Origin of the sequence: Streptomyces xanthochromogenes (genome assembly GCF_014650455.1) — a bacterium.
Lineage (GTDB): Bacteria > Actinomycetota > Actinomycetes > Streptomycetales > Streptomycetaceae > Streptomyces > Streptomyces xanthochromogenes.
In genome coordinates this window covers 181,625-205,716 of the sequence record NZ_BMUZ01000006.1, presented here as the reverse complement: position 1 = coordinate 205,716, position 24,092 = coordinate 181,625, and the positions used below count along the sequence as shown (strand labels likewise).

Below are 24,092 nucleotides of genomic sequence, written 5' to 3'. Positions count from 1 at the left end.
GTCATTCATGGGCGCACTCGTCGCCGCCTTCGAGCAGGAAGGCATCGGTGGCGAGCAGGGCGTCGGCCACGTCCGGCAGGGTGCAACCCACGATGACGAAGTCGGCGTCGAGCCCCGCCTTGGTGCGCTGGAAGAGGAGCTCGTTGATGGCGGGCCGGCACATCTCGGTGACCTGGCACAGGTGGAACTCCACCCGCTGCGGCTGCGCCGCCATGACCTCGCCCAGAATGCGGCGGAACTTCTCCAGCTCGGCCGCGTCGATGATCCCGTCGCAGCGGATGTGCGCGGTGTCGCCGTCGAACTCGGTGCGCATCCGCAGCCGCATCTGCGCCGGCTCCAGCTCGACGCGCACCCGCACCGGCAGGTCCCCCTCGGGCAGCTGGACGGTGAGTTCCTTGTTGTCGAAGCGGTGGTACGGCACGCCGTCCACCCACACCCGGGTGAGCTCCACCGACCCCGCCGGCAGTAGATCCGGCGCCACCCGCAGGACGCGCTCCGGCAGGTCGCACGGGCGCGGCCGGAAGTGCAGGGTGAGCGGGTCGTTGCTGATCAGGAGGCCGGTGTAGACGGCCGACAGATAGCAGAGTTCGAGCGCGTGGTAGCCGGCCATGGCGTGGCTGCCCTTGAGCCGCTCGGTGCCGAGCAGATACGGAATGCCGTTGGCCAGGACGTTGAAGTAGACCCCGCCGTCCTCGTAGTCGAGGAAGAAGGCGTTGTAGAACGAGGCCGCCTCCCGGGCCAGGCGCAGCTGCTCGGGGTCGCCCGAGGTGCCGGCCAGGATCAGATAGGCGAGGATCGCCTGCTCCTGCTGCCACCACGCCTTGCGGTCGTGCCACACCATGCGGTGGATGCCGCTGTCCGGGTCGGGGCGCCGCTCGACCACGTCGTACCAGCCGCCGCGCAGCTGGTCGCTGCCCACGGCCGGCATGATCTCGCCGATCCGGTCGGCCGTGACGCCGTACTCGCTCTTGTCGTGCAGCGCCTTGATGCGGGTCAGGTTCCAGGCGATCTTCAGGTTGTGCCCGACCACGGCCCGGTCCTGCTGCCAGCCCCAGGTGCGGTCGGGGCTCCAGTCGGCGTGGAAGCGCTCCTGCACGAACGGGCTGGTCTCCTCGTCCGGGAAGCGCTCCACGATGGTGTCCGCGGTCTCTTCGAGGAGCGCCGCGAAGTCCTCGCGCCCGGTGGCGAGATAGGCGTTGATCAAGTACGCGGGGGCGTGGTCGCCCACGGAGTTCCAGTTCTTGCGGGACCGGTTGCGGCCCAGCGAGTCCGCGTTCGGGTCGAGCGTGATCGGGTCCAGGTGCGAGAAGAACCCGCCGAGGTGGCGGTCCCGGAAGTAGCGCTCGAACAGGGCCACCGTGCCGTCGATGTCGCCCAGGATCCGCGGGTCGCCGGTGATGCGGTAGGTCTGGGTCGGCCCGGCGAGCGCGTAGATCTGCTCGTACATCGGGATCGCGTCGAAGTCGTCACCGAACTCGGAGGCGAACACCTTGCGCTGGCCGGTCCGGGTCACGTCGATGCCGTGGTACCAGTAGATGATCCCGTCCTGCGCGTCGGTGACCCGCATGTGCTCGCGCAGATACTCGGTACCGCTCTCGGCCGCCTCCAGGAAGCGGTCCTCACCGGTCAGCAGGTACGCGGTGGACAGGCCGTACACGAGCCGCGAGATGGTGTCGGTCTCCTGGCGCACGTCGGCGCCGTCGAAGTCGGGCAGATGGGTGCCACTGAGCGTCAGATTGGTCCGGAAGTTGCGCCAGTCGTACGTGCCGTCGGGGAAGTGTCCGCGCAGATAGAAGTCGGCGACGGCGGCGGCCTGTTGGACCCACCACGCCGGGTGCTCGAAGACGTAGGAACCGCGGCTCTCCTCGGGGAAGGTGATCTCCTTCGCCTCGAACCGCTCACCGCCCTCCCACTGGTAGGTGATCCCGTACGCGAACAGATAACGGCCCTCGGCGAGCATGTCCAGCGTGTTCGCGGTGGTGTCGCGGTAGTCGTCACCGAGGTTGCGCACGATGCGCGAGGAGACATTGCGGGGCAGGTGGACGGTGAATTCCCGGTCGTCCGAGGTGCGCAGACCGAAACGGTGCTGGGTGGGGCTGTAGTACGTGACGTAGCCCGCCAGGGTGTCGGAGAACGTGCGGCGTTCGGCAGATCCACTCATCGAAAGGTGCCCTTCTCGTCAGGCAGGGCCGCCAGCAGCACGACGCTGCGGCCGTGGGCATGGAAGGTGTGGTCGTCGATCAGCTCCTCTTGTCCGGCGGGGAGGATGTCGTACGGGCCGGGGCGCGCGGTGTCGAGCACGCGGTGCCAGCGCCGGCCGCGGATCCGGGGCAGCTCGAAGTCCAGACCCAGGTGGTACATGTTCAGCATCAGATGCAGGTCGGGGTCCTGGTTGAAGCCGCCGAGCGTGCAGGCCAGGACCCGGGCGTGGGTGTCCTCCCAGCCGGGCTGCTCCAGTCGGGTGCCGTGCCAGGTGACATCGGGCAGCAGACGGGAGTTGAGGTGTCCGTTGTAGAAGCGCGGTTCACGGAACGTGCGGTAGCGCCTGCGCAGTTCGATCAGTCGGCGGGTGAAGTTCCAGGTCTCCTGCTCCTTCTCGGCCTGGTCCCAGTCGAGCCATGACGTCGGGTTGTCCTGGCAGTAGGCGTTGTTGTTGCCTCCCTGGCTGTTGCGGAACTCGTCACCGGCGAGCAGCATCGGCACGCCGCGGCTGAGCATCAGCACGGCGAGCAGGTTCTTCATCTGCCGCACTCGCAGCCGTTCGACCTCGGGGTCGTCGGTGGGGCCCTCGACGCCGCAGTTCCAGCTGAAGTTCTCGCCGGCCCCGTCGGCCCCGGCCTCGCCGTTGGCGTAGTTGTGCTTCTCGTCGTAGCTGACCAGGTCGTTGAGGGTGAAGCCGTCGTGGCAGGTGATGAAGTTGATGCTGTTGGTGGGCAGTTCCTGCTGCGGTCCGAAGAGGTCCTCGGAGCCGCCGATCCGCGCGGCTATGTCCCCCACGAGCCCGGCGTCGCCGCGTACGAAGCGCCGCACGTCGTCCCGGAAGGGGCCGTTCCACTGCGCCCACCGCTTCCCCGGGAACCGGCCGACCTGATACAGGCCGCCACCGTCCCACGGCTCCGCGATGATCTTGGTCTCGGCCAGCACCTGGGACAGCTCGATCGCCCACAGAACCGGCGGCACCGCCATCTCGTACCCGAGCGCGCCACGCGACAGCTCGGAGGCGAGGTCGAAGCGGAAGCCGTCCACATGGTGCTCGGTGACCCAGTACTCCAGGGACTCCAGGATGAACTTGGTGACCATCGGATGGTTGGCGTTGACCGCGTTCCCGCAGCCCGTGAAGTCCATGTAGTGGCTGCGGTCCTGCGGCCACAGGTGGTAGTACGCCTCGTTGGCCTGACCGCGGAAGCTGATGGTGGGCCCGTACTCGTTGCCCTCGCTGGTGTGGTTGAAGACGACGTCGAGGATGACCTCGATGCCCGCCTTGTGGAACGCCTTGACCATGTCGCGGAACTCCGCGATGTGGCCCGCGAGATGGGGCTCGGAGCAGTAGCCGGTGTGCGGGGCGAAGAACCCGTACGGATCGTAGCCCCAGTAGTTGTGCAGCTCGCTCCCGTCCGGGCCGGTGCGCAGCACCTGCGTCTCGTCGAAGTCGAAGACGGGCAGCAGTTCCACCGCCGTGATGCCGAGCTCCTTGAGGTGCCCGATCTTCTCCGTCAGGGCCGAGAAGGTGCCGGGGTTCTCGGCGTGCGAGGTCGGTGACGCGGTCGCGCCCCGGACATGGAGCTCGTAGATGACCGTCTCGGACATCGGGGTGCGCAGGGGCTGGTCGCCCTCCCAGTCGTAGTCGTCGAGGTCGACGACCAGGCTGCGCATGGAGTGCGCGACGTTGTCGTCAAGACCGATGGCCTGGGTGCGCTGCCAGCGGCTGTTGATGTTGGCGCGGGCATAGGGGTCGAGCAGTACCTTGCGGTGGTCGAAGCGGGCGCCAGACCGGCTGGTGTCGTGCGGCCCGTCCATCCGGTACGCGTACACCTGCCCGGCGCCGAGGCCGCGGACATGGCAGTGCCAGAAGTGGAAGCTGCGGTGGCGGTCGGGGTGCAGTTGGATGGTCCGGGAAGGCTCGGGGTCGTCACACTTGTCGAACAGCAGCAGGTCCACGCGCGTGGCGTGCTCGGAGAAGACGGAGAAGTTCACCCCGTCGGCGTCGACCGTGGTCCCCAGTGGCTGCGGCCGTCCTGCGGTGATCTGCGGAGCCTCGGTCACGGGTGCCTCCCTGGTCTGATGACTCGACGTCAAGCGGATGGTCAAGCAATGGCCCGGTCGGGGACCGGATCCAGTAACTGGCGGGCACCGGCATCGAGGGTCGGCTCGTCGGTGCGGAGCCGGGCGAAGAGCGGCTCCCAGTCGGTGGGGCCGCTGCCGGGCTCGCTGCGCATCTCGAAGGTGACCCCGCGCGCGGACGGGCAGTACAGCGCCTGCACACACGCCTCCGCGACGTCCTGGCGGGAGACGTAGCCGTCCCTGCGGTCGCCCTGTTCGAGGGTGATGCGCGAGTCCCCGTCCAGATCGGTCAGCCAGCTCGGCCGCACGACCGTGTAGGGCAGGCCCGACAGGCGTACCGCGTCCTCGCCGGCAAGACGCCAGTCCAGCATCCGGCCGTAGGCGTTCATCGGGTGGTCCCTGCGGGTCACATAGCGCTGGCTCACCAGGACGAACTGCGGAAGCACGGTTCCGCCGAAGGCCGCGGTGAGCGCGTTGCGCACCCCGGTGTGCAGGGTGGACTCGGGGCTGTCGGGGCCGGCCGGATCGGTGCCGGGCTCCACGGTGTAGACGATCGCGGAGCAGCCGCGCAGCGGAATGCGCAGCGTCTCCGGTTCGCGGACGTCCCCGAGGAAGAACTGGGCCGGCTCCGGCAGGTCCCGGCCGCGCTCGACGCTGCGGCCGACCACGCGCACCGCCTCGCCGCGGTCGAGGAGCCGTTCGGTTATGAGCCGGCCGACCCGGCCGGTACCGCCTATCACTGCGATCGGACTGTTCACGGAAGTCTCCTGAAAGAGCATCAGATCGATCGATCGGTCAGGGAGTCGAGGCAGGTCCTCGGGTCAGACCCACTGGAGGATGTCGTCGGAGCTGGTGAGCTGCGTCCCGGCGGGGAGCCCCGATACGGTCGGCACGCGCAGCCTCGGATAGACGCTCACCCCGGACAGGCGGGTGCCCGGCCAGAGGTGGGCGCCGTCGCCGACGGCCGAGTGGTCGTCGAGCCGGACCGGGCTGCGCCGCTCGGAGTGCACATGGGCCATCGGCCCGATGTAGGAGTCGCTGATCTGCGCGTACGCCCCGACCACCGCGGCGTCGCCGAGGGCGGCACGGTGCAGGTGGACGCCCTCGTGCACATCGACGCCGTCCCCGATGTCGGTGTACTGGAGGTGGACTCCGGCGCCGATCTCGGCATGGCGGCCGATGCGCACCCCGGGGCCGATGACGACACTGCCGTCGGCGATCTTCTGGGCGAGCGTGGTGCCGGTGAGGTTGTCCTTGGTGCGCAGGCTGGACTCGTGTATCCAGTACCTGGGCTCCACGCTGAGCGGGCTCTCCATCGCCCGGTTCATCTGCGGGTACTCGCCGGTGAGCACCTCGCCGAGGGTGGTGAGGTAGTCCCCGATGCTCCCGAGGTCGCCGAGCCGGCCGATCCGCTCGACGGCCACCGGCAGGTCGTGGCCGACCAGCCAGGGCAGCAAGTCCGCGCCCCAGTCCAGGCGTTGCTGGGCAAGGCGGATCAACTCGGGGTTGCGGGCGGCGAGTCGGAGCCTTCCGCAGTCGATGAGATACATCCCCGCGCTGGTGGCGATGGTGCGCGCGTCGGGAGTGGTGAGCGCCTCGGGGAAGAGGTGCTCGATGAGCTGGAGCCGCGGCTTCTCGACGAAACCGGAGATCAGCCCCTGGTCGGTGGTGCGCATGACGCCGTACTTGCCCGCGGTCTCCTGCGGGGTACGGGTGACGGCCGCGACGGTGACCAGGGCGTCGGACGCGGTGTGGGTGGCGAGCAGCCGGTCGAGCGAGAAGTCGAACAGCGAGTCGACCGGCATGACGAGCGCGGGCCCGGTGAGGTCCCACTGCTCCAGGTTGTGCAAAGTGGCGGCGCCCGAACCGACGTTGTACTGGTCGAACCGGGACCGCGAATAGTTGATCTCGACCCCGTACCGCTCGCCGTGCCCGAGTACGAGTTTGATCTGGCTCCGGTTCTCCATGCCCTGGGCCACCACGTAGAAGCGGCGGATGCCCTGCTCGCGGCAGGCCTCGACGATCCACTCGATGAGCGGCTTGCCCGCGAACGGGATGAGCGCCTTGCTGCGGATGTAGTCGGCGGACTGCAGGGTTATGGGCTTCGCCCGTTCCCCCCGGCCGCCCGCCAGGATGATTCCGGCGGTGCTGTCGTCCCCCATCGTGTCCTGCCTCCTCGGCTCACTTTGCGACTCCACAAATTCAACAGCGGCAGTCATCTTGAGTCAAGTAACAAGTAAACCTGGCTGGTTGGAGGCGGTATGGCGGCGTCTTGCCCCTTCCGGAGGGTGGTGCTGGAGGGGTGCGAGTGAAGGCTGTGACGGGTGGTCGGGGCGCTCGATCGAATTCGGCCCCGATGGCTCACCCGGACCGGTTCCCGCCGGTTCCCACCGGCGCCGACCGCCGTGCCCGCCTCCTGTCGGCCGCCGCGTCGCCTCCGGTCGAAGGCGGTGACGCGGTCACCTGACGGCCGATCATGTTCCTTTACTCATAAGGCTGTTGGTCAATTCGGCGCATGTGTCTACCCTGGTATCCGCCTGAGGGGGAATCGCATGAGCGGACGCATCGAGCGCACCCGGTCCGACGGACGGCCGCCCGAGACGGGCAAGGGCGAACGGCTGGCCGACTGGGCCGACGGCCGCCTCGGCATCCACGCCCTGGCAAAGGCCAACATGCGCAAGATCTTTCCGGACCACTGGTCGTTCATGTTCGGGGAGATCTGCCTCTACAGCTTCCTCATCCTCATCCTGACCGGCGTCTATCTCACCCTGTTCTTCGAGCCGAGCGGCGTGGAGGTCGTCTACCACGGCTCGTACGTGCCGCTGAACGGCGTCCGTATGACCCGGGCCTACGAGTCAGCCGTGAACATCAGCCTGGACGTGCGCGGCGGGCTGCTCATCCGGCAGATCCACCACTGGGCGGCGATCGTCTTCGTCGCCGGACTGCTCGTGCACATGATGCGGGTGTTCTTCACCGGCGCGTTCCGCAAGCCCCGCGAGGTCAACTGGCTGTTCGGCTGGACGATCCTGATGCTGGCCCTGATCACCGGGCTCACCGGCTACTCGCTCCCCGACGACATGCTCTCCGGCACCGGCATCCGCTTCGCACAGGGCGCGATCCTGTCCGTCCCGGTGATCGGAACGTACCTGTCGTTCTTCCTCTTCGGCGGCGAGTTCCCGGGCCACGACATCATCTCGCGGCTCTACCCGGTGCACGTCCTGCTCCTTCCGGGCATCATGCTCGGCCTGGTCGTGGCCCATCTGATCCTGGTCTTCCACCACAAGCACACCCAGTTCGCCGGGCCCGGAAGGACCGAGAAGAACGTCGTGGGAGCGCCGTTCCTGCCCGTCTACATGGCCAAGGCCGGCGGCTTCTTCTTCCTGGTGTTCGGGGTGCTCGCGGTCATGGGCGCCGTCGCCACCATCAACCCGCTGTGGGCGATCGGCCCCTACCGGCCCGACCTGGTCTCGACGGGAGCACAGCCCGACTTCTACCTCGGCTTCTCGGAGGGCCTGATCCGGGTGATGCCCGGCTGGGAGATCAACGCCTGGGGGCACACCCTCCAACTCGGCGTGTTCATCCCGTTCATGCTCTTCCCGCTGATCATGCTCGCGATCGCGGTCTACCCCTTCATCGAGGCGTGGGTCACCGGTGACCCACGTGAGCACCACATCGCGGAGCGGCCGCGCAACGCCCCCGTCCGCACCGCCATCGGCGTCGCCTGGCTGGCGTTGTACGCGGTGCTGCTCGTGGGCGGCGGCAACGATCTGTGGGCCACCCACTTCCAGATCTCGATCAACGCGATCACGTGGTTCGTGCGGGTCGGCGTCTTCGTGGTGCCCGCCCTCGCCTTCGTGGTCACCAAGCGGTTCTGTCTGGGACTTCAGCGCCGCGACCGCGACAAGGCCCTGCACGGCCGCGAGTCGGGCATCGTCAAACGCCTGCCGCACGGCGAGTACGTGGAGGTCCACAACCCGCTCACCCAGGCCGAGTTGTACACGATCACCGCCCATGAGCAGCCCGGGCCCTACCTGCTGGGCCCCACCGTCGACGCCAACGGCGTGACGCGCAGAGCGCGCCGCTCCGACCGGCTGCGGGCGCGCCTGGCTCAGGCCATGTACGGCCCCGGCAGCCAGATCCCCAAGCCGACGGCCGAGGAGTACCGGGAACTGGAACGGGGCGACGGCCACCACTGACCGGCCGTGAACGCCCGTGGGCCGGGAGCGTGGCGGCCCCGTGGGCCTACCGGTACGCCAGCGGGTCGGCCAGCACACCGCGCACGACGCGGGCCGCCGCGCCCCGGGCGGCGTCCCCGGCGAGCGAGGAGGCGCGGAGCCGGCCGCTGCCGGGGGGCCAGAGGCCGGACACGGTCCGGCGGGTCAGCTCGCGGTCGGCGGCGGGCGCGAGCCAGGGCATCAGGGTGCGGTAGATGCCGCCGAGCACCACCGCCTCCGGATCGAAGAGGTTGACCGCACCGGACAGCACGACCCCCAGGGTGCGGCCCGCCTCGGCGAGCGCGCCGAGAGCGCTCTCCTCACCGGCACGGGCCCGGCGTTCGAGCTCGGCGACACCCGGAACCCCGGCATCCTCGTCCAGGCCCGCCGCGCGCAGCAGGGCCAGCTGCCCCGCGTACTGTTCCAGGCAGCCCTGGGAGCCGCAGCGGCACGCGGGACCCTGCGGGTCCACCACCGTGTGCCCGATCTCCCCGGCGAATCCGTGGGCGCCGCGCAGCAGTTCACCGCCGACGACCAGCGCCCCGCCCACGCCGATCTCCCCGGTCAGATACAGGAAGTGGTCCACCCGCTCCTGCGGGGCGCCGAACCACAGCTCGGCGAGGGCCGCCACATTGGCCTCGTTGTCCGAACTGACGGGCAGGGCTGGGGAGTCGGGCCGCAGCCTGCCGAGTGCCGCGCTGAACAGGTCCTCGGCCCCGACCTGGTTCCAGCCCAGGTTGGGGGCCTGGCGCACCGACCCCTGCGAGACGAGGCCCGGCAGGGCGAGCTCGACGCCGACCGGGTCCAGTTCCTGCTCGGCGGCCGATTCCACGGCGCGGGCGGCGATCCGGGCCGCCCGCTCCAGTACCTCGGCCGCCGGCTCGCGCCGGTTGTCCAGGTGCTCGGTCAGGCGCACCCGGTCGGTGCCCGCGAGGTCCACCACACAGACCGAGACGTAGTCGACATTGACCTCGACGCCCGCACCGGCGGGGCCGGTGCGGGCCGGAGTCAGCATCGTGCCCGGCCGCCCGGCCTGCCCGCTGAACGACTTGCCGGACTCGGTGAGGAACCCGCCCCGGATCAGCTGATCGGCGAGTGAGGACACCGCGGCCCGGGTCAGTCCGGTACGCGCGGCGGCGCCGGCCCGGCTGAGAGCGCTTTCGTCGTGCACGGCCCGCAGCACCAGGCTGAGGTTGTGTCGACGCACGGTGTCCTTGTCCGCCTTGGGTGCGAGCGGGGCGGGCCGGCCGCGCGGAGTCGATTGGTCGTCCATGTCACCCACGAGCCTAAGCCCAGCCCGGGGGCCACAGGAGGCCGAAGGCGCGGGGCGCGGCCGCCGGGAGCGCTTCCCGGCCGCGCCGCAGGCGGGCCGAGGGCAGAGGGCCGAGGGTCGAGGGGGGAGGGGAGAGGGGAGGGGGCAAGGGCTGTGCGAGCGGGAGTGCATGCGTTGGGGAGAGCACGCGACCGTGGGCCGGGAGCGCTCTCGGGAGATGGGCGGAGCGTTGGGCACGGGGGTGGTCGGCCGGTGGTGGGACGCCCGGCATCCCCGGATGCATGTATGCGCCAGCTGGTGGAATGCGGAGCAATCCCTTACCCGCCGATGGATCGCTCTTGGCCTGCCTTTTCTTTCCGTGCGATGACGCCCAGGACATATGCGAGGCCGCGTCCGAAATACCTCGGCCCGCAATTCCCTTATATTGGCGAAGGGTTGACCTTTTCGGTGGAGAGCCGCAGTTGGCCTGTCAGTAGGGTCGGCCGCATGCCCCCCAATCGTCCGGTGCTCCCGGTCCTTCCCTATCGCAAGCCCAAACTCGGCCGGGATTATTGGGTGTTGGACGATGTGCTGCCCAACATCGATGAGGTACGGGCGCGTTGTGTCGCCAAGGACGACTGGGTCGAGGGGTACCCGCACAAGCCCGAATCCTGGCCCGGGCTGCGCACCATGCCCGGTCTGGCACCGGCCGAGCTCGCCCGGGTGGAGCGCCTGGTCAAGCAGCACACGGGCGCCAAGGAACTGTGGCAGGCCACCGCTCCCGGCGGCGCCACCCTGAACCACAACTGCATTCAGGTCGTCGGCGCCGGTGAGAGCGAGCCGCGCCCGCACACCGACTCGCGGGCACTGTGCCGATTCGCGGCGGTCCTCTACCTCAGCCCGAAGGCGCCCAATGACTGCGGCACCAGCTTCTATCGGCAGAGCCTGCCCGGCGGCGTACTGGGCGGCAACATGGTCACCGCCCCGCACAACAATCTCGTCGAGGCGCTCGGCACACGCTTCGTCCCCCCGGACTCCTTCACCGAGGACGTACGCGTCGCCCACCGCTACAACCGGCTGCTCCTCTACACCGCCAACACCATGCACAGCGCCACCGGATACTGCGGCAGCACCATCGACGACAAACGCATGACCGCGGTCTTCTTCTGGATGGCGTGACCCGGATGGAATGAGCGAAAAGTACGGATACGCGCAAGCCCGGGGCGGGAGCCTCGGCGCGGGGTTCCTGTTCGTTTGACGTACCGCCGAACGTCACAGTGACGACATGGGGTCTTTCGCGGCCCCGGGTGTTCTTGATACACCCCTCTCGCCACCCTGTTCCCTCACGCTTGCAGAGGCCCCCACTCATGGCTGAACTCAACCGGCGCCGGTTCATGCAGCTCGCGGGCGGCACCGCCGCCTTCGCCGCGCTGTCGCAGAGCATCGCGCGGGCCGCCGCCATCCCGGCCGCGGGCAGCACCGGCACCATCCAGGACGTGGAACACATCGTCGTCCTGATGCAGGAGAACCGTTCGTTCGACCACTATTTCGGTTCCCTCAAGGGGGTTCGCGGCTACGGCGACCCGCGGCCCGTCACGCTGCCCAGCGGCAAATCGGTGTTCCACCAGGTCGGCGCCGGCAAGGAGGTGCTGCCCTTCAGGCCCCAGGCGGACAAGCTCGGCCTGCAGTTCATCCAGGACCTGAACCACGACTGGACCGGCAGCCACAAGGCGTTCAACAACGGCAAGTACGACCAGTGGATCCCCGCGAAGACGTCCACCACGATGGCGTACCTCACGCGCGAGGACATCCCCTTCCACTACGCGCTCGCCGACTCCTTCACCATCTGCGACGCCTACCACTGTTCGTTCATCGGCTCCACCGACCCGAACCGCTACTACATGTGGACCGGCTACACGGGCAATGACAACACCGGTGGCGGCCCGGTCCTGGGCAACGACGAGAAGGGGTATGGCTGGACCACATACCCCGAGCGTCTGGAGAAGGCGGGCGTCTCCTGGAAGATCTACCAGGACACCGGCGACGGCCTGGACGCGGCGGGCGGCTGGGGCTGGATCAACGACGCCTACCGGGGCAATTACGGTGACAACTCGCTGCTCTACTTCAACAGTTACCGCAACGCCAAGCCGGGCGACCCGCTGTACGACAAGGCGCGCACCGGCACCAGCGCCAAGAACGGCGACGGCTTCTTCGACATCCTCAAGGCGGACGTCAAGGCGGGCACCCTGCCCAAGGTCTCCTGGATCGCCGCCCCCGAGGCCTTCACCGAGCACCCCAACTGGCCCGCGAACTACGGCGCCTGGTACATCTCGCAGGTCCTGGACGCGCTGACGTCCAACCCGGCCGTGTGGGCCAAGACCGCGCTGTTCATCACCTACGACGAGAACGACGGCTTCTTCGACCATGTGGTCCCGCCCTATGTGCCCGCAGGCGCCGGCCAGGGCCTCTCGACGGTGGCGACCGGGCCGGACTACTTCCCGGGCAACGCGAGCTACGCGGCGGGCCCCTACGGGCTCGGCCAGCGCGTGCCCATGCTCGTCGTCTCGCCGTGGAGCACCGGCGGCTACACCTGCTCCGAGACCTTCGACCACACGTCGATCATCCGGTTCATGGAGCGCCGCTTCGGTGTGCAGGAGCCCAACATCTCGCCCTGGCGGCGCGCGATCTGCGGTGACCTGACGTCGGCGTTCGACTTCAGCCGGTCCAACTCCTCGGCGCCCGGGCTTCCTTCGACGACGGCGTACATCCCGCCGGACCACAACCGGCACCCCGACTTCGTACCCGTGCCGCCCGCGACCGGCACCCTGCCCAAGCAGGAGCGCGGCTCCCGCCCGACCCGGCCGCTGCGCTACGCGCCGTTCGTGGACGGCTCGGCCGACGTGGGCACCGGCAAGTTCACGCTCACCTTCGGCGGGGGAGCCTCGGCCGGGGCGCAGTTCCTCGTCACCTCGGCCAACCGCACCGACGGCCCGTGGACGTACACCACCGAGGCGGGCAAGACGATCGCCGACGCCTGGAACACGTCCTATTCGAGCGGGGCCACCAACCTGAGCGTCTTCGGGCCCAACGGGTTCCTGCGCACCTTCCGCAGCCCCGGTAAGACGGCGGGGCCCGAAGTCACCGCCCGGCACAACGCGGCCACCGGCAACCTCGACCTCACCATGACCAACGCGGGCAAGACCACCGTCCACCTCAAGGTGGCGAGCGCGGCGGCCTACGGAGGGGCAACCCAGACCTTCACGGTGGCGGCCGGGGCCACCGTCAAGTTCACCGTCGACCTGCGTGCCGGCAAGAGCTGGTACGACGTGTCGGTGACCTCCGACGCCGACGCCACCTTCCTGCGCCGCTTCGCCGGACACGTCGAGACCGGCGCGTCCGGGGTGAGCGACCCGGCGCTGCTCACGGTCTGACCCGTACCTGCACCCCCAGCCGTACCCGTGTGGCGCGACGGAGCGGCACACGACGAGGGCCCCCGTCCGCACCGGACGGGGGCCCCTCGTCGTGCGTCACGCCTCGTCGGCGCCGCCGAAGCGCTCTCGGTAGGCTTCCAGGTCCTCGTCCGTGATCTTCGCGAACAGGACGGGCGGCACCGTGAAGGCCGTACCGGCCGGAACCGTGTCGAGGGCCCTGGCCTGCTCCGGCGTGACCCAGGTCGCCGTGTCGTCGGAGAGCGCGAACGCCGAGCGCATCGCCTTCGCCGAGGACGGAATGAACGGCTCGGAGACCACCGAGTACAGGTGGATCAGGTTCATCGCCGTACGCAGCGTGAGCGCGGCGGCCTCCGGATCGGTCTTGATCTCCAGCCAGGGCGCCTTCTCCTCCAGGTAGGAGTTGCCGGCCGACCACAGGGCCCGCAGCGAGGCCGCCGCCTTGCGGAACTGGAGCGCTTCCATGTGGCCCTCGTACTCGGCGAGCAGCCCGGCGATCTCCTCGCCCAGCTTCGCCTCCGCGGGACCGGCCGCGGCGCCCGCCGGGACGTCGTCCCCGAAGCGCTTGCGCGAGAACGACAGGACGCGGTTCACGAAGTTGCCGAGCGTGTCCGCGAGGTCCTTGTTGACCGTCGCGGTGAAGTGCTCCCAGGTGAACGACGTGTCGTCGGACTCCGGGGCGTTCGCCATCATGAAGTAGCGCCAGTAGTCGGCGGGCAGGATCTCCAGGGCGTCGTGCGTGAAGACACCGCGGCGCTGGGAGGTGGAGAACTTGCCGCCGTAGTAGTTCAGCCAGTTGAAGGCCTTGACGTAGTCGACCTTCTTCCACGGCTCGCGCACGCCCAGCTCGGTCGCCGGGAACATCACCGTGTGGAACGGGACGTTGTCCTTGCCCATGAACTCGGTGTACCGCACGTCGGCCGCGCCCTCGGGCTCGTACCACCACGACTTCCAGTCGCGGTTCGCCGGGTCGAGGTCGGACCACTCCTTCGTCGCGCCGATGTACTCGATCGGCGCGTCGAACCATACGTAGAAGACCTTGCCCTCGGCGGCCAGCTCCGGCCAGGTGTCGGCCGGGACCGGCACGCCCCACTCCAGGTCCCGGGTGATCGCGCGGTCGTGCAGTCCCTCGGTCAGCCACTTGCGGGCGATCGACGACGCGAGCTGCGGCCATTCGCCACCGACGCGGTCGATCCACTCCTCGACCTCGCCCTGGAGCTTGGACTGGAGCAGGAACAGGTGCCGGGTCTCGCGGACCTCCAGGTCGCTGCTGCCGCTGATCGCCGAACGCGCTTCCAGCAGGTCCGTCGGGTCCAGGACGCGGGTGCAGTTCTCGCACTGGTCGCCGCGCGCCTTGTCGTAGCCGCAGTGCGGGCAGGTGCCCACGATGTAGCGGTCCGGCAGGAACCGGTCGTCGGCGACCGAGAAGACCTGGCGGATCGCCCGCTCCTCGATGAACCCGTTCTCCTTCAGCTTCCGCGCGAAGTGCTGGGTGATCTCCACGTTCTGCTGCGAGGAGCTGCGGCCGAAGTAGTCGAAGGCCAGCTGGAAGCCGTCGTAGATCGCCTTCTGGGTGTCGTGCGCCTGCGCGCAGAACTCGGCGACGGAAAGACCCGCCTCCTTCGCGGCCAGCTCGGCGGGGGTGCCGTGCTCGTCGGTGGCGCAGATGTACAGGACGTCGTGGCCGCGCTGGCGCAGGTAGCGGGAGTACACGTCCGCGGGAAGCATCGACCCGACCATGTTGCCCAGGTGCTTGATCCCGTTGATGTACGGCAGCGCGCTGGTGATCAGGTGTCGAGACATCCTCGGATGCTCCTTATGTTCGTACGTGCGGCACCGCGGCGCGGCCGCGGCGAACCCAGGTAGGGAGGCCCACCCGCGGGGTCACACCAGGTGACGCCCCCGCCCGATGGGCAGAGCCATGCTATCGAACCGGCCGCGCCCTTCTCGCCGGAGTTTCGGGTGCCCGCCGCCCCGGCGCGGCCGGTCGCTCCTCTCACTCCTCGGCGCGGCCCGCGTAGTACGTGGCGATCATGTCCTCGGAGCCGTGCCCGGCCGCCTCGGCCCGGGCGAACCGCTCGGCCGAAGCCTCGGTCAAGTCGAGCCGTACACCCGCCTGTTCGGCGGCTTCCAGGATCAGCCGGGTGTCCTTGAGGGCGGTGGACAGGGCGAAACTCGGGGTGAGGTCCCCGGTGAGGAGGGCGGCGGACTTCGCGTGCAGATAGCCGGTGTCCAGCGGCCCCCCGGCCACCGCGTCCAGGAAGAGGCGGGGGTCGACCTGGAGCCCCTCCGCGAGCCCGAGGCACTCGGCGACCGCGCCGACGAGGTTGATCACCCAGGTGTTCGCGACCAGCTTCAGCCGGGAGGCGCCGCCCGGCTCATGGCTCACCCAGACGGTCCGCTGCCCGATCGCTTCGAGCACCGGCGCGAGCCGCTCGCGCCCTTCGGGTGCCCCCGACACGAAGACGGTCAGCTTGCCCTGTTCGGCCGGTGCCTTCGTGCCGAGGACGGGGGAGTCGTAGTAGGCCACCCCCAACTCACCAGCTCGGGCGGCGAGTTCGAGCGCTGCGTCCGGACCGACGGTGGAGGTCTGGAGCCACAGCTGACCGGGGTGCAGGCCATCGGCGGCGGCTTCGAGGGCGGCGGACACGGACGGCCCGTCGTTCAGCGCGGTCAGCACGACATCCGCACCGCGCACCGCCCCGGCGGCGTCCGGGTGCACCGCGGCCCCGTCGTCGGTCAGCGCCCGGGCCTTGGCCTCGGTCCGGTTCCAGACCCGCACGACGAGCCCGGCCCGCAACAGGCTCCGGGCCATCCCGGACCCCATGATCCCGGTGCCGAGTACGGCGACGGTGGGCTTTCCGGACGTACCGGAGCTGCTGGACGTACTGGAGCTGCGGGCCGAGCCGGAGCTGCCGGACGGGCTGGACGAGCCGGACGGGCCAGACGAGCTGGACGGCCCGGACGGGAGGGAGGCTGAGGTCACGAGGAAACTCCTTCGCGTGGAGGGTGGTGCCCGGTCGGGCCGCTCGGGACTCGTGAGGAGAGCCGGGTACGCAGAGCCCCGTGCGGCCGAGTGTCGCGTACCCCGAGTCTCGTACGGATGGGGCGCCGCCGGGGCGACCGGCACCGCCGGAAACCAGCCCTGCCCGCCGTCCCCGGGTGGGGGACCCGCCGTCCCCGGGTGGGGGAGTGCGGGCAGGGCTGGTACGGCGGGATGGGGGGGCTGGGCTGGGCAGGACGGGGTGGAGCGGGGCGGGTGAGAGCGCTCCCGCGGTACGAGGGGCCGGAACGCGAGCGCGAAGGCGATGTGGTGAGAGCGCTCACGAGGTCGGCGAGCGGCCCGGGGTGTGGGTCGCCGGACGGACCGGGAGCGCTCTCAGCCTTCGCCTCTTCCTCTCACACCCCCCGCGGCACCCGCGAAGGCCGGCCGCGGCCGCGGGTCAGGTTGTAGCCGGCGACGCCCGCGAGCGCGGCGAGCAGGCCACCGCCCACGGTCCACAGCCAGCGGTCGGTCCACCGGCCGGAGGCCCAGCCGCCGTCGGGCTCGACGCCGGACTTCGCGCCGAGCGGGGTGGCGAGCTTGCCGTCCACGGCGTGCGCGCCGCCGGTGTCCAGGACGGTCGGCTCGACCTCCGCCTTGAACGGCAGGCCCCGGTCGGCGTCGGGCAGCGAGAGCGCGGTCAGCCGGATGTAGTACGTGCCCGGCAGCGGATCGGTCGACCAGGTGTCGGCCCAGGCGACGGTCGGCCGCAGGGTGCAGGACAGCTCCACGGTGGCGGCGTCCTGCGCCGCGGACCGGGACTGCATCCCGTACATGCAGGGCTGGCGGCGGCGCAGTCCGTCGTACACGTCCAGGCGCCAGGTGGAGGCGCCGTGCCGGGAGGCGGCCTCGGGGAGCGTGACCTTCGCGGTGACGGTGGGGCGCTGCCCGGCGTCGGCGGGGAACATCCAGTACAGGTAGTCGCCGCTCGACGCGGACGCGGTCGCCTGCTGGCCCTGGTGCACGGCGACCGCGGTACGGAAGGCGGTGCCGGCTTCGGTGGGTGCCGCGTCGTGTGCGGACGCGGAGGGGCTCGGTGCGGGCGAGTCGGCGAGCGCGGAGGAGGCCGCGCCGAACAGTGCCGCCCCGGTCAGCGTGGCTCCGGCCAGGCCCGCGGCTGCCAACTTCCGTACGGTACGCATCAGTTGGTTCCCGGGGTAAGTGGTGTTCGGCATCAGTTGGTCCGCCAGACCGCGATGCGCCAGCGCGAGATCCAGCCCCACACCAGGCCCGCGACGAGCCCGGTCAGGGCGAGGGTGCCGAGCAGCCACCAGCCCCGGCCGAGTCCGAAGGAGGCCACGTCGGACGCGTGGTCGGGGCCGTTCACCACGTCGATGGCGAGCTCGACCGGCAGACCCGGATCGGTCTTGACGCCCGGGCCCGCGGAGAAGGAGTTCGAGACCTGCAGACAGACGGTCTCGGGGGTCTTGTCGTCCGAGTCGTCGGCGGGCGCCTTGGGGTAGCGCAGGCCCGTCGAGATCAGGTCCGTACGTCCGTCGCCCGCCTCCGAGCCGCGGACGATCTCCCGGCCGTGCACGGTCACCGCGCGCAGCATTACGCCGTAGTCCGGGTTGGTCTGGCGGTCCATGCCGATGCTGGCCGAGGCGCGCAGCTCCTGGCCGGGCAGCACGTCCACCTTGTACGAGCGGTGTTCCGCGAACTTCTCGCGGTCCGTGTACAGGCCGGGCTTGAGCTGGGGAGCGCTCTCACAGCTCGCGGTGCCGGTGGTGGCGACGGGCACGGCGACGGGGTCGGCCGCCCGGTCCACCAACTGCTTGACCTTGCCCGAGAGTTGGTCGGTGTGCTGGACCGAGGTGTAGGTGCCGCCGGTCGCCTCGGCGATGCAGGTGAGCTGCGCGCGGGTCTTGGCGTCCGGGATCAGACCGAGGGTGTCGATGGTGAGGTGGATGCCCTGCGCCGCGATGTCGCGGGCCACCTCGCACGGGTCGAGCGGCTGGCAGGTGTCCTCGCCGTCGGTGATGAGCACGATCCGGCGGGTGGCGTCACCGCCCTTGAGGTCCTCGGCCGCGCCCTGGAGCGCCGGGCCGATCGGGGTCCAGCCGGTGGGCGCGAGGGTGGCGACCGCGGTCTTCGCCTCGGTGCGGTTCAGCGGGCCGACCGGGTAGAGCGCGCGGGTGTCCTTGCAGCCCACCTTGCGGTCCTCGCCCGGGTAGTTGGCGCCCAGGGTCCGTATGCCCAACTGGACTTCCTGCGGGACCGAGTCGAGGACCTCGTTGAACGCCTGCTTGGCGGCGGCCATCCGCGACTTGCCGTCGATGTCGGCGGTCCGCATCGAGCCGGAGACGTCGAGGACGAGGTCGACCTTGGGTGCGGCCTGCGCGGGCTGCCCGTCGGGCTGCGGGGCGGCGGAGGCCGTGCCCGCGGCCGGAAGGATGCCGGTGGCGAAAGTGGCGACCAGTGCGCACACTCCGGCCGCCAGCCGTTTTCTGGTGATCATCGCCGGATCCTATGGAAGATCGGATCCGGCCCTCAAATCCGGTGCCACGCAAGGTGCGTGGGAGTGTGCCCGCGTTGGCTTCCGGGACTCTCGCACCAACGCGATCTCACGGTCCGTCAGGGGAGGCGCCGTCAGTTGCGGTCGCCGGGGGCCGGACAGGGTGGCCAGCACCACGCCGGGCCGGGCCAGTGCGGTGACCGGAGCCGACAGGGTCATGACGTCGGTCAGTGCGGTGGCGACGGTGTAGTTGCCGGTCGAGGTGTGCATGAGGCGGTCGACGCAACGGCCCAGCAGCCGCTGGGCCGGCCCGGGCCGCCGGGAGGTGGCTCCGTCGTAGAAGACGTCCTGGCCCGCCAGCAGCCATGCCGTGCTCACCGGGCCCGCCACGGCGCGCTGGACCCGCCGGGCGAGCCGCGGGGCGTCGACGCCGTGTGCGGTCAGCAGCTCGCGGAGCGCCAGCGCGCCCTGGGCCGCGACCGACATGCCGTGGCCGTACACCGGGTTGTACACCGCGACCGCGTCCCCGAGCGCTGCGTAGCCCTCCGGCCACCCCTTGACCTTCTCGAAGAACTGCCGCCTGCTGGCGGTGTGCGCGAAGGTGGCCACCTCGCCGAGGGGCTCCGCCCCGGCGATGAGCTCACCGACGACGGGGTGCCGGGCCCCGAGTGCGAAGGCGTGGAAGGCCTCGGGATCGCCGCTCGGCCGTCCGCCGCGCGTGCCCGAGAGCGTGACCATCCACTGGCCGTCCTCGATGGGGAGGATCACGGCGGTCCGGCCGGGCTCCGACGCTCGCGCTCTCGCCTGTACGTTGACGACGGGGAAGGGCTGGTCGCCGACCGGTGAGCGAAAGACGCGGCTCGCATAGACCACCCCCGGATCGATGACCTCCTCCCGAGCGGCGCGTACGCCCAGGGCGTCGAGCCATCGCCGGGTGTGCGTGCCGCGGCCGCTCGCGTCCACGGTCAGTTCGGCCCTGACGAGTTCCTCGGTGCCGTCGGCTCGCCGTACGTGTACCCCCGTGACGCGGCCCGGGCTCCCTTCGAGCGCGGTCACCCGCGTCGAGTGGTGCACGGTGACCCCGGGGAGGGCGAGGACCAGGTCACGGACCGTGGCGTCCAGGAGGTCCCGGCCGCAGGCGATCAGATAGTGGGAGTCGGGCCAGCGCCGGTACCAGCCCTGCGATGAGAGCGCGACCATCTGCGAGGTGAGCGGGACCCGGCGGGCGCCTGCGGCGAGCCATGCCTTCGTGACTCCGGGCAGCAGTCGTTCCATGGCCTCCGCGCCACCCGACCACAGGATGTGCGCGTGCCGGGCCTGCGGCAGGTTCCGGCGCGGCCCGGGGCCGGACGGAAGGACATCCTGCTCGATCACGGTGACTTCGTCGACCGAGCCGCTCAGTGCGGCGGCGGCCAACATGCCGGCGAGCCCGCCGCCGATGACCACCGCTCTGCGTCTGTGGGCCGGTTCCGACAGGGCGTCCGATGCGCTCATGATTGCGTGCTCTCCGACCGTGCCGCGTTGTTGCGGACTGCTTCGACGATGGCTGAACGCCGGTACGCCTGGGAGACACCTATCAGATCACGGGCACGGGCGATGGAGGGGGTGGCGTCCGGGGCGTTGGAGTCCAGGGCCATGCCCTTCGGGTCCCTGGCCCGGGCCGTGAGGGCGGCGGCGACCATGGCCGCGTCCGCGACCGCCTCGGCCTGCTTCGGCTCGATGCCCGAGCGGATCGCGGCGCTGCGCGCGTCGCCGTGCAAAGCGCGGTCGCAGTACGGGGCGAGGGCGAGGAAGCCGTCGAGGATGCCGGATTCGCGCTGCGTCAGCCGCAATTGCACCGGCGACCACCAGGCCATCTTCACCGAGGCGCTCGGCGGTGCCGGTGCTGCGTGCAGGGCGCGCCACAGCGGACCCAGTTTGCGGTACGCGGACCACGACCGCCAGGTCTCCGAGAGCCGGGGTCCGACAAGGGGGACGATGAAGCCCGAGCCGATGAGCAGCGCGGACATCGACGCCACGGGCGGGGCGGCGCCCGTGCTGAGGTAGTCGAGGTCCCGTCCGAGCCAACGCGCGGCCACAGCAGTGTATTTGACGGTGTCGAAGACGAGGTTGAGCAGATACCCGATGACGATGAGGACGAGCCCGGCGCGCAGCCAGCCGTGGACCTTCACCGACCACCCCCAGCACAGCCAGGTGGTGACCAGTGCGGCGACGGTGTGCGCCACCAGGTACAGGACGATCATCTCGCGCATGTACGGGGTGTTGGCGTAGTAGGTGTCGAGGTCCCGCAGGCGCTCGGCCGGGGCATCGGCGAGCGCGAACAGCGTGAACAGGGCGACGATCACCAGCGAGTACGCGGTGACGCACCGTACCGTCGCCCGGCGTGCCGCCTCCGGGGGGCCGCCGCGCCAGTTGATGATCAGCACGAGGCACGAGGCGCTGAAGGCGGTGAGGATCGAATACACCAGGGGTGCCGAGAAGTTCGGCACTCCGGTGAGCCTGTTGACCGCCGCGATGGTGGTGGGAGCGGCGAAGAAGAACACCGAACTCGCCACGGCCAAAAGGGCGTTCACCGTGCGCAGCAGCGGGTCCCGCCACGTCTGACGCATGCCGGGAAGCCGACAGGCGAAGGCTGTGACCAGCAGGATCGCGGGCAGGTAGAACTCAGGGTCCTTCACGCCTCAGCCTTGTGGCCAGCGGTAGCCCAGCGCTGCTTCGATGCGGCCGGCGAGCAGTTCGCGGTCGGGCCCCCGCGCGCCGCTGGAAGCCTCCAGCCACGGGCGGCACTTGCTCCCGAGGAGCAGTCCGAAGCTCTCGGCCTCGGTTTCCTCGGAGAGGTGGGAACGCGTGCGGGCAGCCACTTTGCGCACGGCGGCGCTGAGGTCGCCCTCCGCGGACAGCAGTCGTGACGCGACGACGGCGCCCTCCACGTGGTGGCTTCCGTGGCCCGCGTTCATGTGCCACAACTCATGCCCCAGAATGACGAGTTGATGGTCAGGGGCAGTGCGCTCCTCTACCACCACCAGGTCCCGGTCCGCCATGTCGAGCCAGAGCCCGCTCGCGGTGCCCGAGGGAAAGGCCGCCATGCGGAACTCGACGGGGCGGCCCCGTCGCCTGCTCATGCCCTCGCACAGGGCGGTGTACAGATCGGCCGGTTCCGCCGGGGCCGGGATCGTGATGCCCGCGACCAGCTCGCCGCACAGCCGGCGCATCTCCTTGCCTATGCCCACCGTTCTCCCCGCCAGCCGTTCATGGAGCAGCACTTCGTCGAGCAGCCCGTCCTTGTGCAGCCTGCCGAGCCGTACGGGATTGATCCAGTCGACATTGAGACGGAGTTCGTTGAACTCGGCATCACATGAAGGCCGGAATTGAGCGAACGGCGACGTCCGGGCAGGCTGAGGGGTGCGGCGCGGTGCCGCCACCGGGTGGTGCGGGCCATGGTCAGGACTCCGACCGCTTGACGCTCTCCAGGAGCATGTCGAGCCATTCGGTGACCTTGTCGCGGTGCTTGTCGGTGGGCAGCTGGGCCGCCCGCCACGCGATGCCGCGGACCCCGTGGTCCTGGAGCAGCCGTTCAAGGGCGTCGCCGCCCGGGGTCCCGGCGTGCGCCACCTCCCGCTCGCGGCCCGCGAGTTGCTGCAGGAGCTCCTGCTCGGTGCGCAGCAGGGCGCCGCCGAGCGCATCGGTGTCGTCGGCGGTCAGGAAGCCCGCGTGGACGCCGAAGAAGCGCTGGATCGCGTCACAGTGCTCCATCGTCGGCCGCCGGTCACCGTTGATCAGGGCGCCCGCCTGCTGGCGCGACATGCCCGCGCCGTCGGCGATCTCCTGCTGCGTGTGCGGGCGCCCGTTGGGCTTGCGCCGGGTGCTGCGCAGCAGGCTGAACCGCTGGAGGAAGCGCGCCTGGAGATCGGGTTCACCGGCCGGCTGCCCGTCGAGCAGGGCGGCCACGACGTCGGCCGGGACGCCCGACGCCTCGGAGAGCCGGTGGACGTCGAACACGTCCGCCTGCCCCGTTCCGAGCTTCCCGGCGAGCTCGGCCACACGGGCGACGACGGCCGCGAGGGGGCCCGTGGCCGCCGGTCCCGGAACCAAGAAGCCGTCCGTCACCAGTAGTTCTCCTAGATCATGCGAGGTCGGTGGGCACAACAGTGGATGCTCCGGAGGTTAGCGGGTCCCGGCAACAACAACCAGAACTTGCCACAGTTGTGGCGCAATCAAAGCTTCGGGGGGCCGGAATGCCACGATGCTTGACATCATTGTGTCGGCGGTATCAGGATCGCCACGCGGTGTGAAGATCGCCCTCCGAGCCCCGGGCGGGCCCGAAGGCCGGCCGCCGCACTCGCGGGCCAGCAAGAGGAGTCGCGTACTCGATGGCGGAAGAATTGGTGGCGAAGGACTCGGTGACCAAGGTTCCGGCAGCGCATGCCCCCGTGGTGGGGCGCCCGTTCGCCCTGGTCCAGGAGCCGCCCGGACAGCAGACGGCAGCGGGGGAGCGTGCCGCCGACGACACGACGACCGTGGGAGCGGACACCCCCGGGGTCCCGGACGACCCCGAGATCCGGGCCTACGTCCACGACTACTTCGCGATGACGGACGCCCTTCCGTTCCCGTCCGTGGTCCTCGACCCCGGGTGGGGCGTGGCCCACACGAACCCGGCGTACGACGCGCTCTTCGGCGCTGTCGGGCCGCACCCCACGGCCATGCCCGACGACAACTTCCTGCGCTTCGTGCTGTTCCACCCGGACGCGGCGAGCGTGCTCGCGGAGCACGAGACGGCCTGGTGCCTGCCCCTGCTCGCCCAGTTCGCCGAGGCCTACGCCGACGACGAGAGCGCTCCCGGGCTCCAGGACATCCGTCGTGAGATCGCCGACGACCCGATCATGGATGCCGCCTTCCGCCTCGGACTTCCGCACTGGGTCGAGGCGGTCGGTGACGCCGCGGTCCACCACGACGGCGCGCTGCGCCACCTGCGCCACCCCGACCCGGAGCGCGGCCGCACCAGCTGTCGTCTGGTCAGTGAATCCCCGCGCACGCTCCGGAAGTTCGGGCTGCGCCGACTGACCCTGGTGCTGCGCGAGACCGAACCGTCCGCGGCCCGCCGGGGGCGCGCCCACCTCAGCGTGGTGCCCGCCCGGTAGTCCTCACGGGGCGCCCCCCGGCATGGAGCGGGCCGACCTTGTGGTGGCCCGCCTCCTCGGCGCGGTACGTCCCCGGGAGCGCTTCCGGCGCCCGCTCGTCGCGTCGCCGACACCTCGCCCATCGGGCACTCGGCGCCGGTCGATCGCGGGCCCCTCGGGCGAAAGGCGCCCCCGGACCGCACGATTTCAGCCAACCTCGAACGAACTCGGCCGACTGTAAAGGATGTTGCTAGGGTCGGTCCGGCGGTGGGCCCGCCCGC

Annotated in this window: 17 protein-coding genes; 4 read left to right on the top strand and 13 right to left on the bottom strand. The window is 70.3% G+C overall.

All coding sequences use genetic code 11. From position 1 onward, the window contains the following. Position 1 precedes the first annotated feature (1 nt). From IE267_RS17715 to IE267_RS17700, 4 genes are all read right to left on the bottom strand, one after another. Positions 2–2,161 carry an AGE family epimerase/isomerase gene (locus IE267_RS17715; RefSeq protein WP_189763879.1) on the bottom strand — a complete coding sequence of 720 codons (2,160 nt, stop codon included), beginning with the start codon at positions 2,159–2,161 and terminating at the stop codon, positions 2–4. After that, on the bottom strand, positions 2,158–4,263 hold the full coding sequence (gene glgX, locus IE267_RS17710; protein ID WP_189763878.1) for a glycogen debranching protein GlgX: 2,106 nt from the start codon (positions 4,261–4,263) through the stop codon (positions 2,158–2,160). The genes IE267_RS17715 and glgX overlap by 4 nt, the downstream gene beginning before the upstream one ends. 41 nt (positions 4,264–4,304) lie before the next feature. After that, entirely contained in the window at positions 4,305–5,039 is a 735-nt protein-coding gene (locus tag IE267_RS17705) for an SDR family oxidoreductase (protein ID WP_189763877.1), read from the bottom strand. A 63-nt stretch (positions 5,040–5,102) separates the two neighbouring features. Then, the gene (locus IE267_RS17700; RefSeq protein WP_167152383.1) at positions 5,103–6,443 is read right to left on the bottom strand and encodes a sugar phosphate nucleotidyltransferase; all 1,341 of its coding nucleotides are present in this window, start codon (positions 6,441–6,443) and stop codon (positions 5,103–5,105) included. A gap of 390 nt (positions 6,444–6,833) precedes the next feature. Here IE267_RS17700 and qcrB point away from each other — a divergent pair, with 390 nt between their 5' ends. Continuing rightward, positions 6,834–8,477, top strand: coding sequence for a cytochrome bc1 complex cytochrome b subunit (gene qcrB, locus IE267_RS17695; protein WP_189763876.1), 1,644 nt, complete (start codon positions 6,834–6,836; stop codon positions 8,475–8,477). A 46-nt stretch (positions 8,478–8,523) separates the two neighbouring features. On the opposite strand, the gene IE267_RS17690 is transcribed toward qcrB, so the two are convergent. After that, a complete protein-coding gene (locus tag IE267_RS17690; protein ID WP_189763875.1) occupies positions 8,524–9,768 on the bottom strand; it encodes an ROK family protein in 1,245 nt (414 codons plus the stop codon). Positions 9,769–10,254: 486 nt separating this feature from the next. Here IE267_RS17690 and IE267_RS17685 point away from each other — a divergent pair, with 486 nt between their 5' ends. Next, positions 10,255–10,926, top strand: coding sequence for a DUF6445 family protein (locus IE267_RS17685; RefSeq protein WP_189763874.1), 672 nt, complete (start codon positions 10,255–10,257; stop codon positions 10,924–10,926). A 188-nt stretch (positions 10,927–11,114) separates the two neighbouring features. Beyond that, on the top strand, positions 11,115–13,178 hold the full coding sequence (locus tag IE267_RS17680) for a phosphocholine-specific phospholipase C (protein ID WP_189763873.1): 2,064 nt from the start codon (positions 11,115–11,117) through the stop codon (positions 13,176–13,178). Positions 13,179–13,274: 96 nt separating this feature from the next. Here IE267_RS17680 and metG read toward each other — a convergent pair whose 3' ends face one another. From metG to IE267_RS17640, 8 genes are all read right to left on the bottom strand, one after another. Beyond that, the gene (gene metG / locus IE267_RS17675) at positions 13,275–14,999 is read right to left on the bottom strand and encodes a methionine--tRNA ligase (RefSeq protein ID WP_167152373.1); all 1,725 of its coding nucleotides are present in this window, start codon (positions 14,997–14,999) and stop codon (positions 13,275–13,277) included. 193 nt (positions 15,000–15,192) lie between these two features. Next, positions 15,193–16,182, bottom strand: coding sequence for an NAD(P)-dependent oxidoreductase (locus IE267_RS17670; RefSeq protein WP_189763872.1), 990 nt, complete (start codon positions 16,180–16,182; stop codon positions 15,193–15,195). A gap of 413 nt (positions 16,183–16,595) precedes the next feature. Further along, positions 16,596–17,381: a hypothetical protein gene (locus IE267_RS17665; protein ID WP_189763871.1), complete on the bottom strand. Its 786-nt coding sequence runs from the start codon at positions 17,379–17,381 to the stop codon at positions 16,596–16,598. A gap of 32 nt (positions 17,382–17,413) precedes the next feature. Then, positions 17,414–18,697 carry a VWA domain-containing protein gene (locus IE267_RS17660; RefSeq protein WP_189763870.1) on the bottom strand — a complete coding sequence of 428 codons (1,284 nt, stop codon included), beginning with the start codon at positions 18,695–18,697 and terminating at the stop codon, positions 17,414–17,416. A 9-nt stretch (positions 18,698–18,706) separates the two neighbouring features. Beyond that, positions 18,707–20,188, bottom strand: a complete 1,482-nt coding sequence (locus IE267_RS17655) for an FAD-dependent oxidoreductase (RefSeq protein WP_167152367.1) — start codon at positions 20,186–20,188, stop codon at positions 18,707–18,709. Further along, positions 20,185–21,372: an MAB_1171c family putative transporter gene (locus IE267_RS17650; protein WP_189763869.1), complete on the bottom strand. Its 1,188-nt coding sequence runs from the start codon at positions 21,370–21,372 to the stop codon at positions 20,185–20,187. Before IE267_RS17650 ends, IE267_RS17655 begins: the two co-directional genes overlap by 4 nt. Before the next feature lie 3 nt (positions 21,373–21,375). Continuing rightward, positions 21,376–21,906 carry a toxin-antitoxin system, toxin component gene (locus IE267_RS17645; protein WP_189764042.1) on the bottom strand — a complete coding sequence of 177 codons (531 nt, stop codon included), beginning with the start codon at positions 21,904–21,906 and terminating at the stop codon, positions 21,376–21,378. A gap of 229 nt (positions 21,907–22,135) precedes the next feature. After that, entirely contained in the window at positions 22,136–22,801 is a 666-nt protein-coding gene (locus IE267_RS17640; RefSeq protein ID WP_167152362.1) for a helix-turn-helix domain-containing protein, read from the bottom strand. Positions 22,802–23,064: 263 nt separating this feature from the next. Here IE267_RS17640 and IE267_RS17635 point away from each other — a divergent pair, with 263 nt between their 5' ends. Further along, positions 23,065–23,832, top strand: a complete 768-nt coding sequence (locus tag IE267_RS17635; protein ID WP_167152360.1) for an MmyB family transcriptional regulator — start codon at positions 23,065–23,067, stop codon at positions 23,830–23,832. Positions 23,833–24,092 lie beyond the last annotated feature (260 nt).

What these genes read in the sequence shown, in the direction of transcription:
- IE267_RS17715 (WP_189763879.1), bottom strand. Translation starts at nt 2,161, where the DNA reads ATGAGTGGATCTGCCGAACGCCGCACGTTCTCCGACACCCTGGCGGGC.
- IE267_RS17700 (WP_167152383.1), bottom strand. Translation starts at nt 6,443, where the DNA reads ATGGGGGACGACAGCACCGCCGGAATCATCCTGGCGGGCGGCCGGGGG.
- qcrB (WP_189763876.1), top strand. Translation starts at nt 6,834, where the DNA reads ATGAGCGGACGCATCGAGCGCACCCGGTCCGACGGACGGCCGCCCGAG.
- IE267_RS17690 (WP_189763875.1), bottom strand. Translation starts at nt 9,768, where the DNA reads ATGGACGACCAATCGACTCCGCGCGGCCGGCCCGCCCCGCTCGCACCC.
- IE267_RS17685 (WP_189763874.1), top strand. Translation starts at nt 10,255, where the DNA reads ATGCCCCCCAATCGTCCGGTGCTCCCGGTCCTTCCCTATCGCAAGCCC.
- IE267_RS17680 (WP_189763873.1), top strand. Translation starts at nt 11,115, where the DNA reads ATGGCTGAACTCAACCGGCGCCGGTTCATGCAGCTCGCGGGCGGCACC.
- metG (WP_167152373.1), bottom strand. Translation starts at nt 14,999, where the DNA reads ATGTCTCGACACCTGATCACCAGCGCGCTGCCGTACATCAACGGGATC.
- IE267_RS17665 (WP_189763871.1), bottom strand. Translation starts at nt 17,381, where the DNA reads ATGCGTACCGTACGGAAGTTGGCAGCCGCGGGCCTGGCCGGAGCCACG.
- IE267_RS17660 (WP_189763870.1), bottom strand. Translation starts at nt 18,697, where the DNA reads ATGATCACCAGAAAACGGCTGGCGGCCGGAGTGTGCGCACTGGTCGCC.
- IE267_RS17655 (WP_167152367.1), bottom strand. Translation starts at nt 20,188, where the DNA reads ATGAGCGCATCGGACGCCCTGTCGGAACCGGCCCACAGACGCAGAGCG.
- IE267_RS17645 (WP_189764042.1), bottom strand. Translation starts at nt 21,906, where the DNA reads ATGCGCCGGCTGTGCGGCGAGCTGGTCGCGGGCATCACGATCCCGGCC.
- IE267_RS17635 (WP_167152360.1), top strand. Translation starts at nt 23,065, where the DNA reads ATGGCGGAAGAATTGGTGGCGAAGGACTCGGTGACCAAGGTTCCGGCA.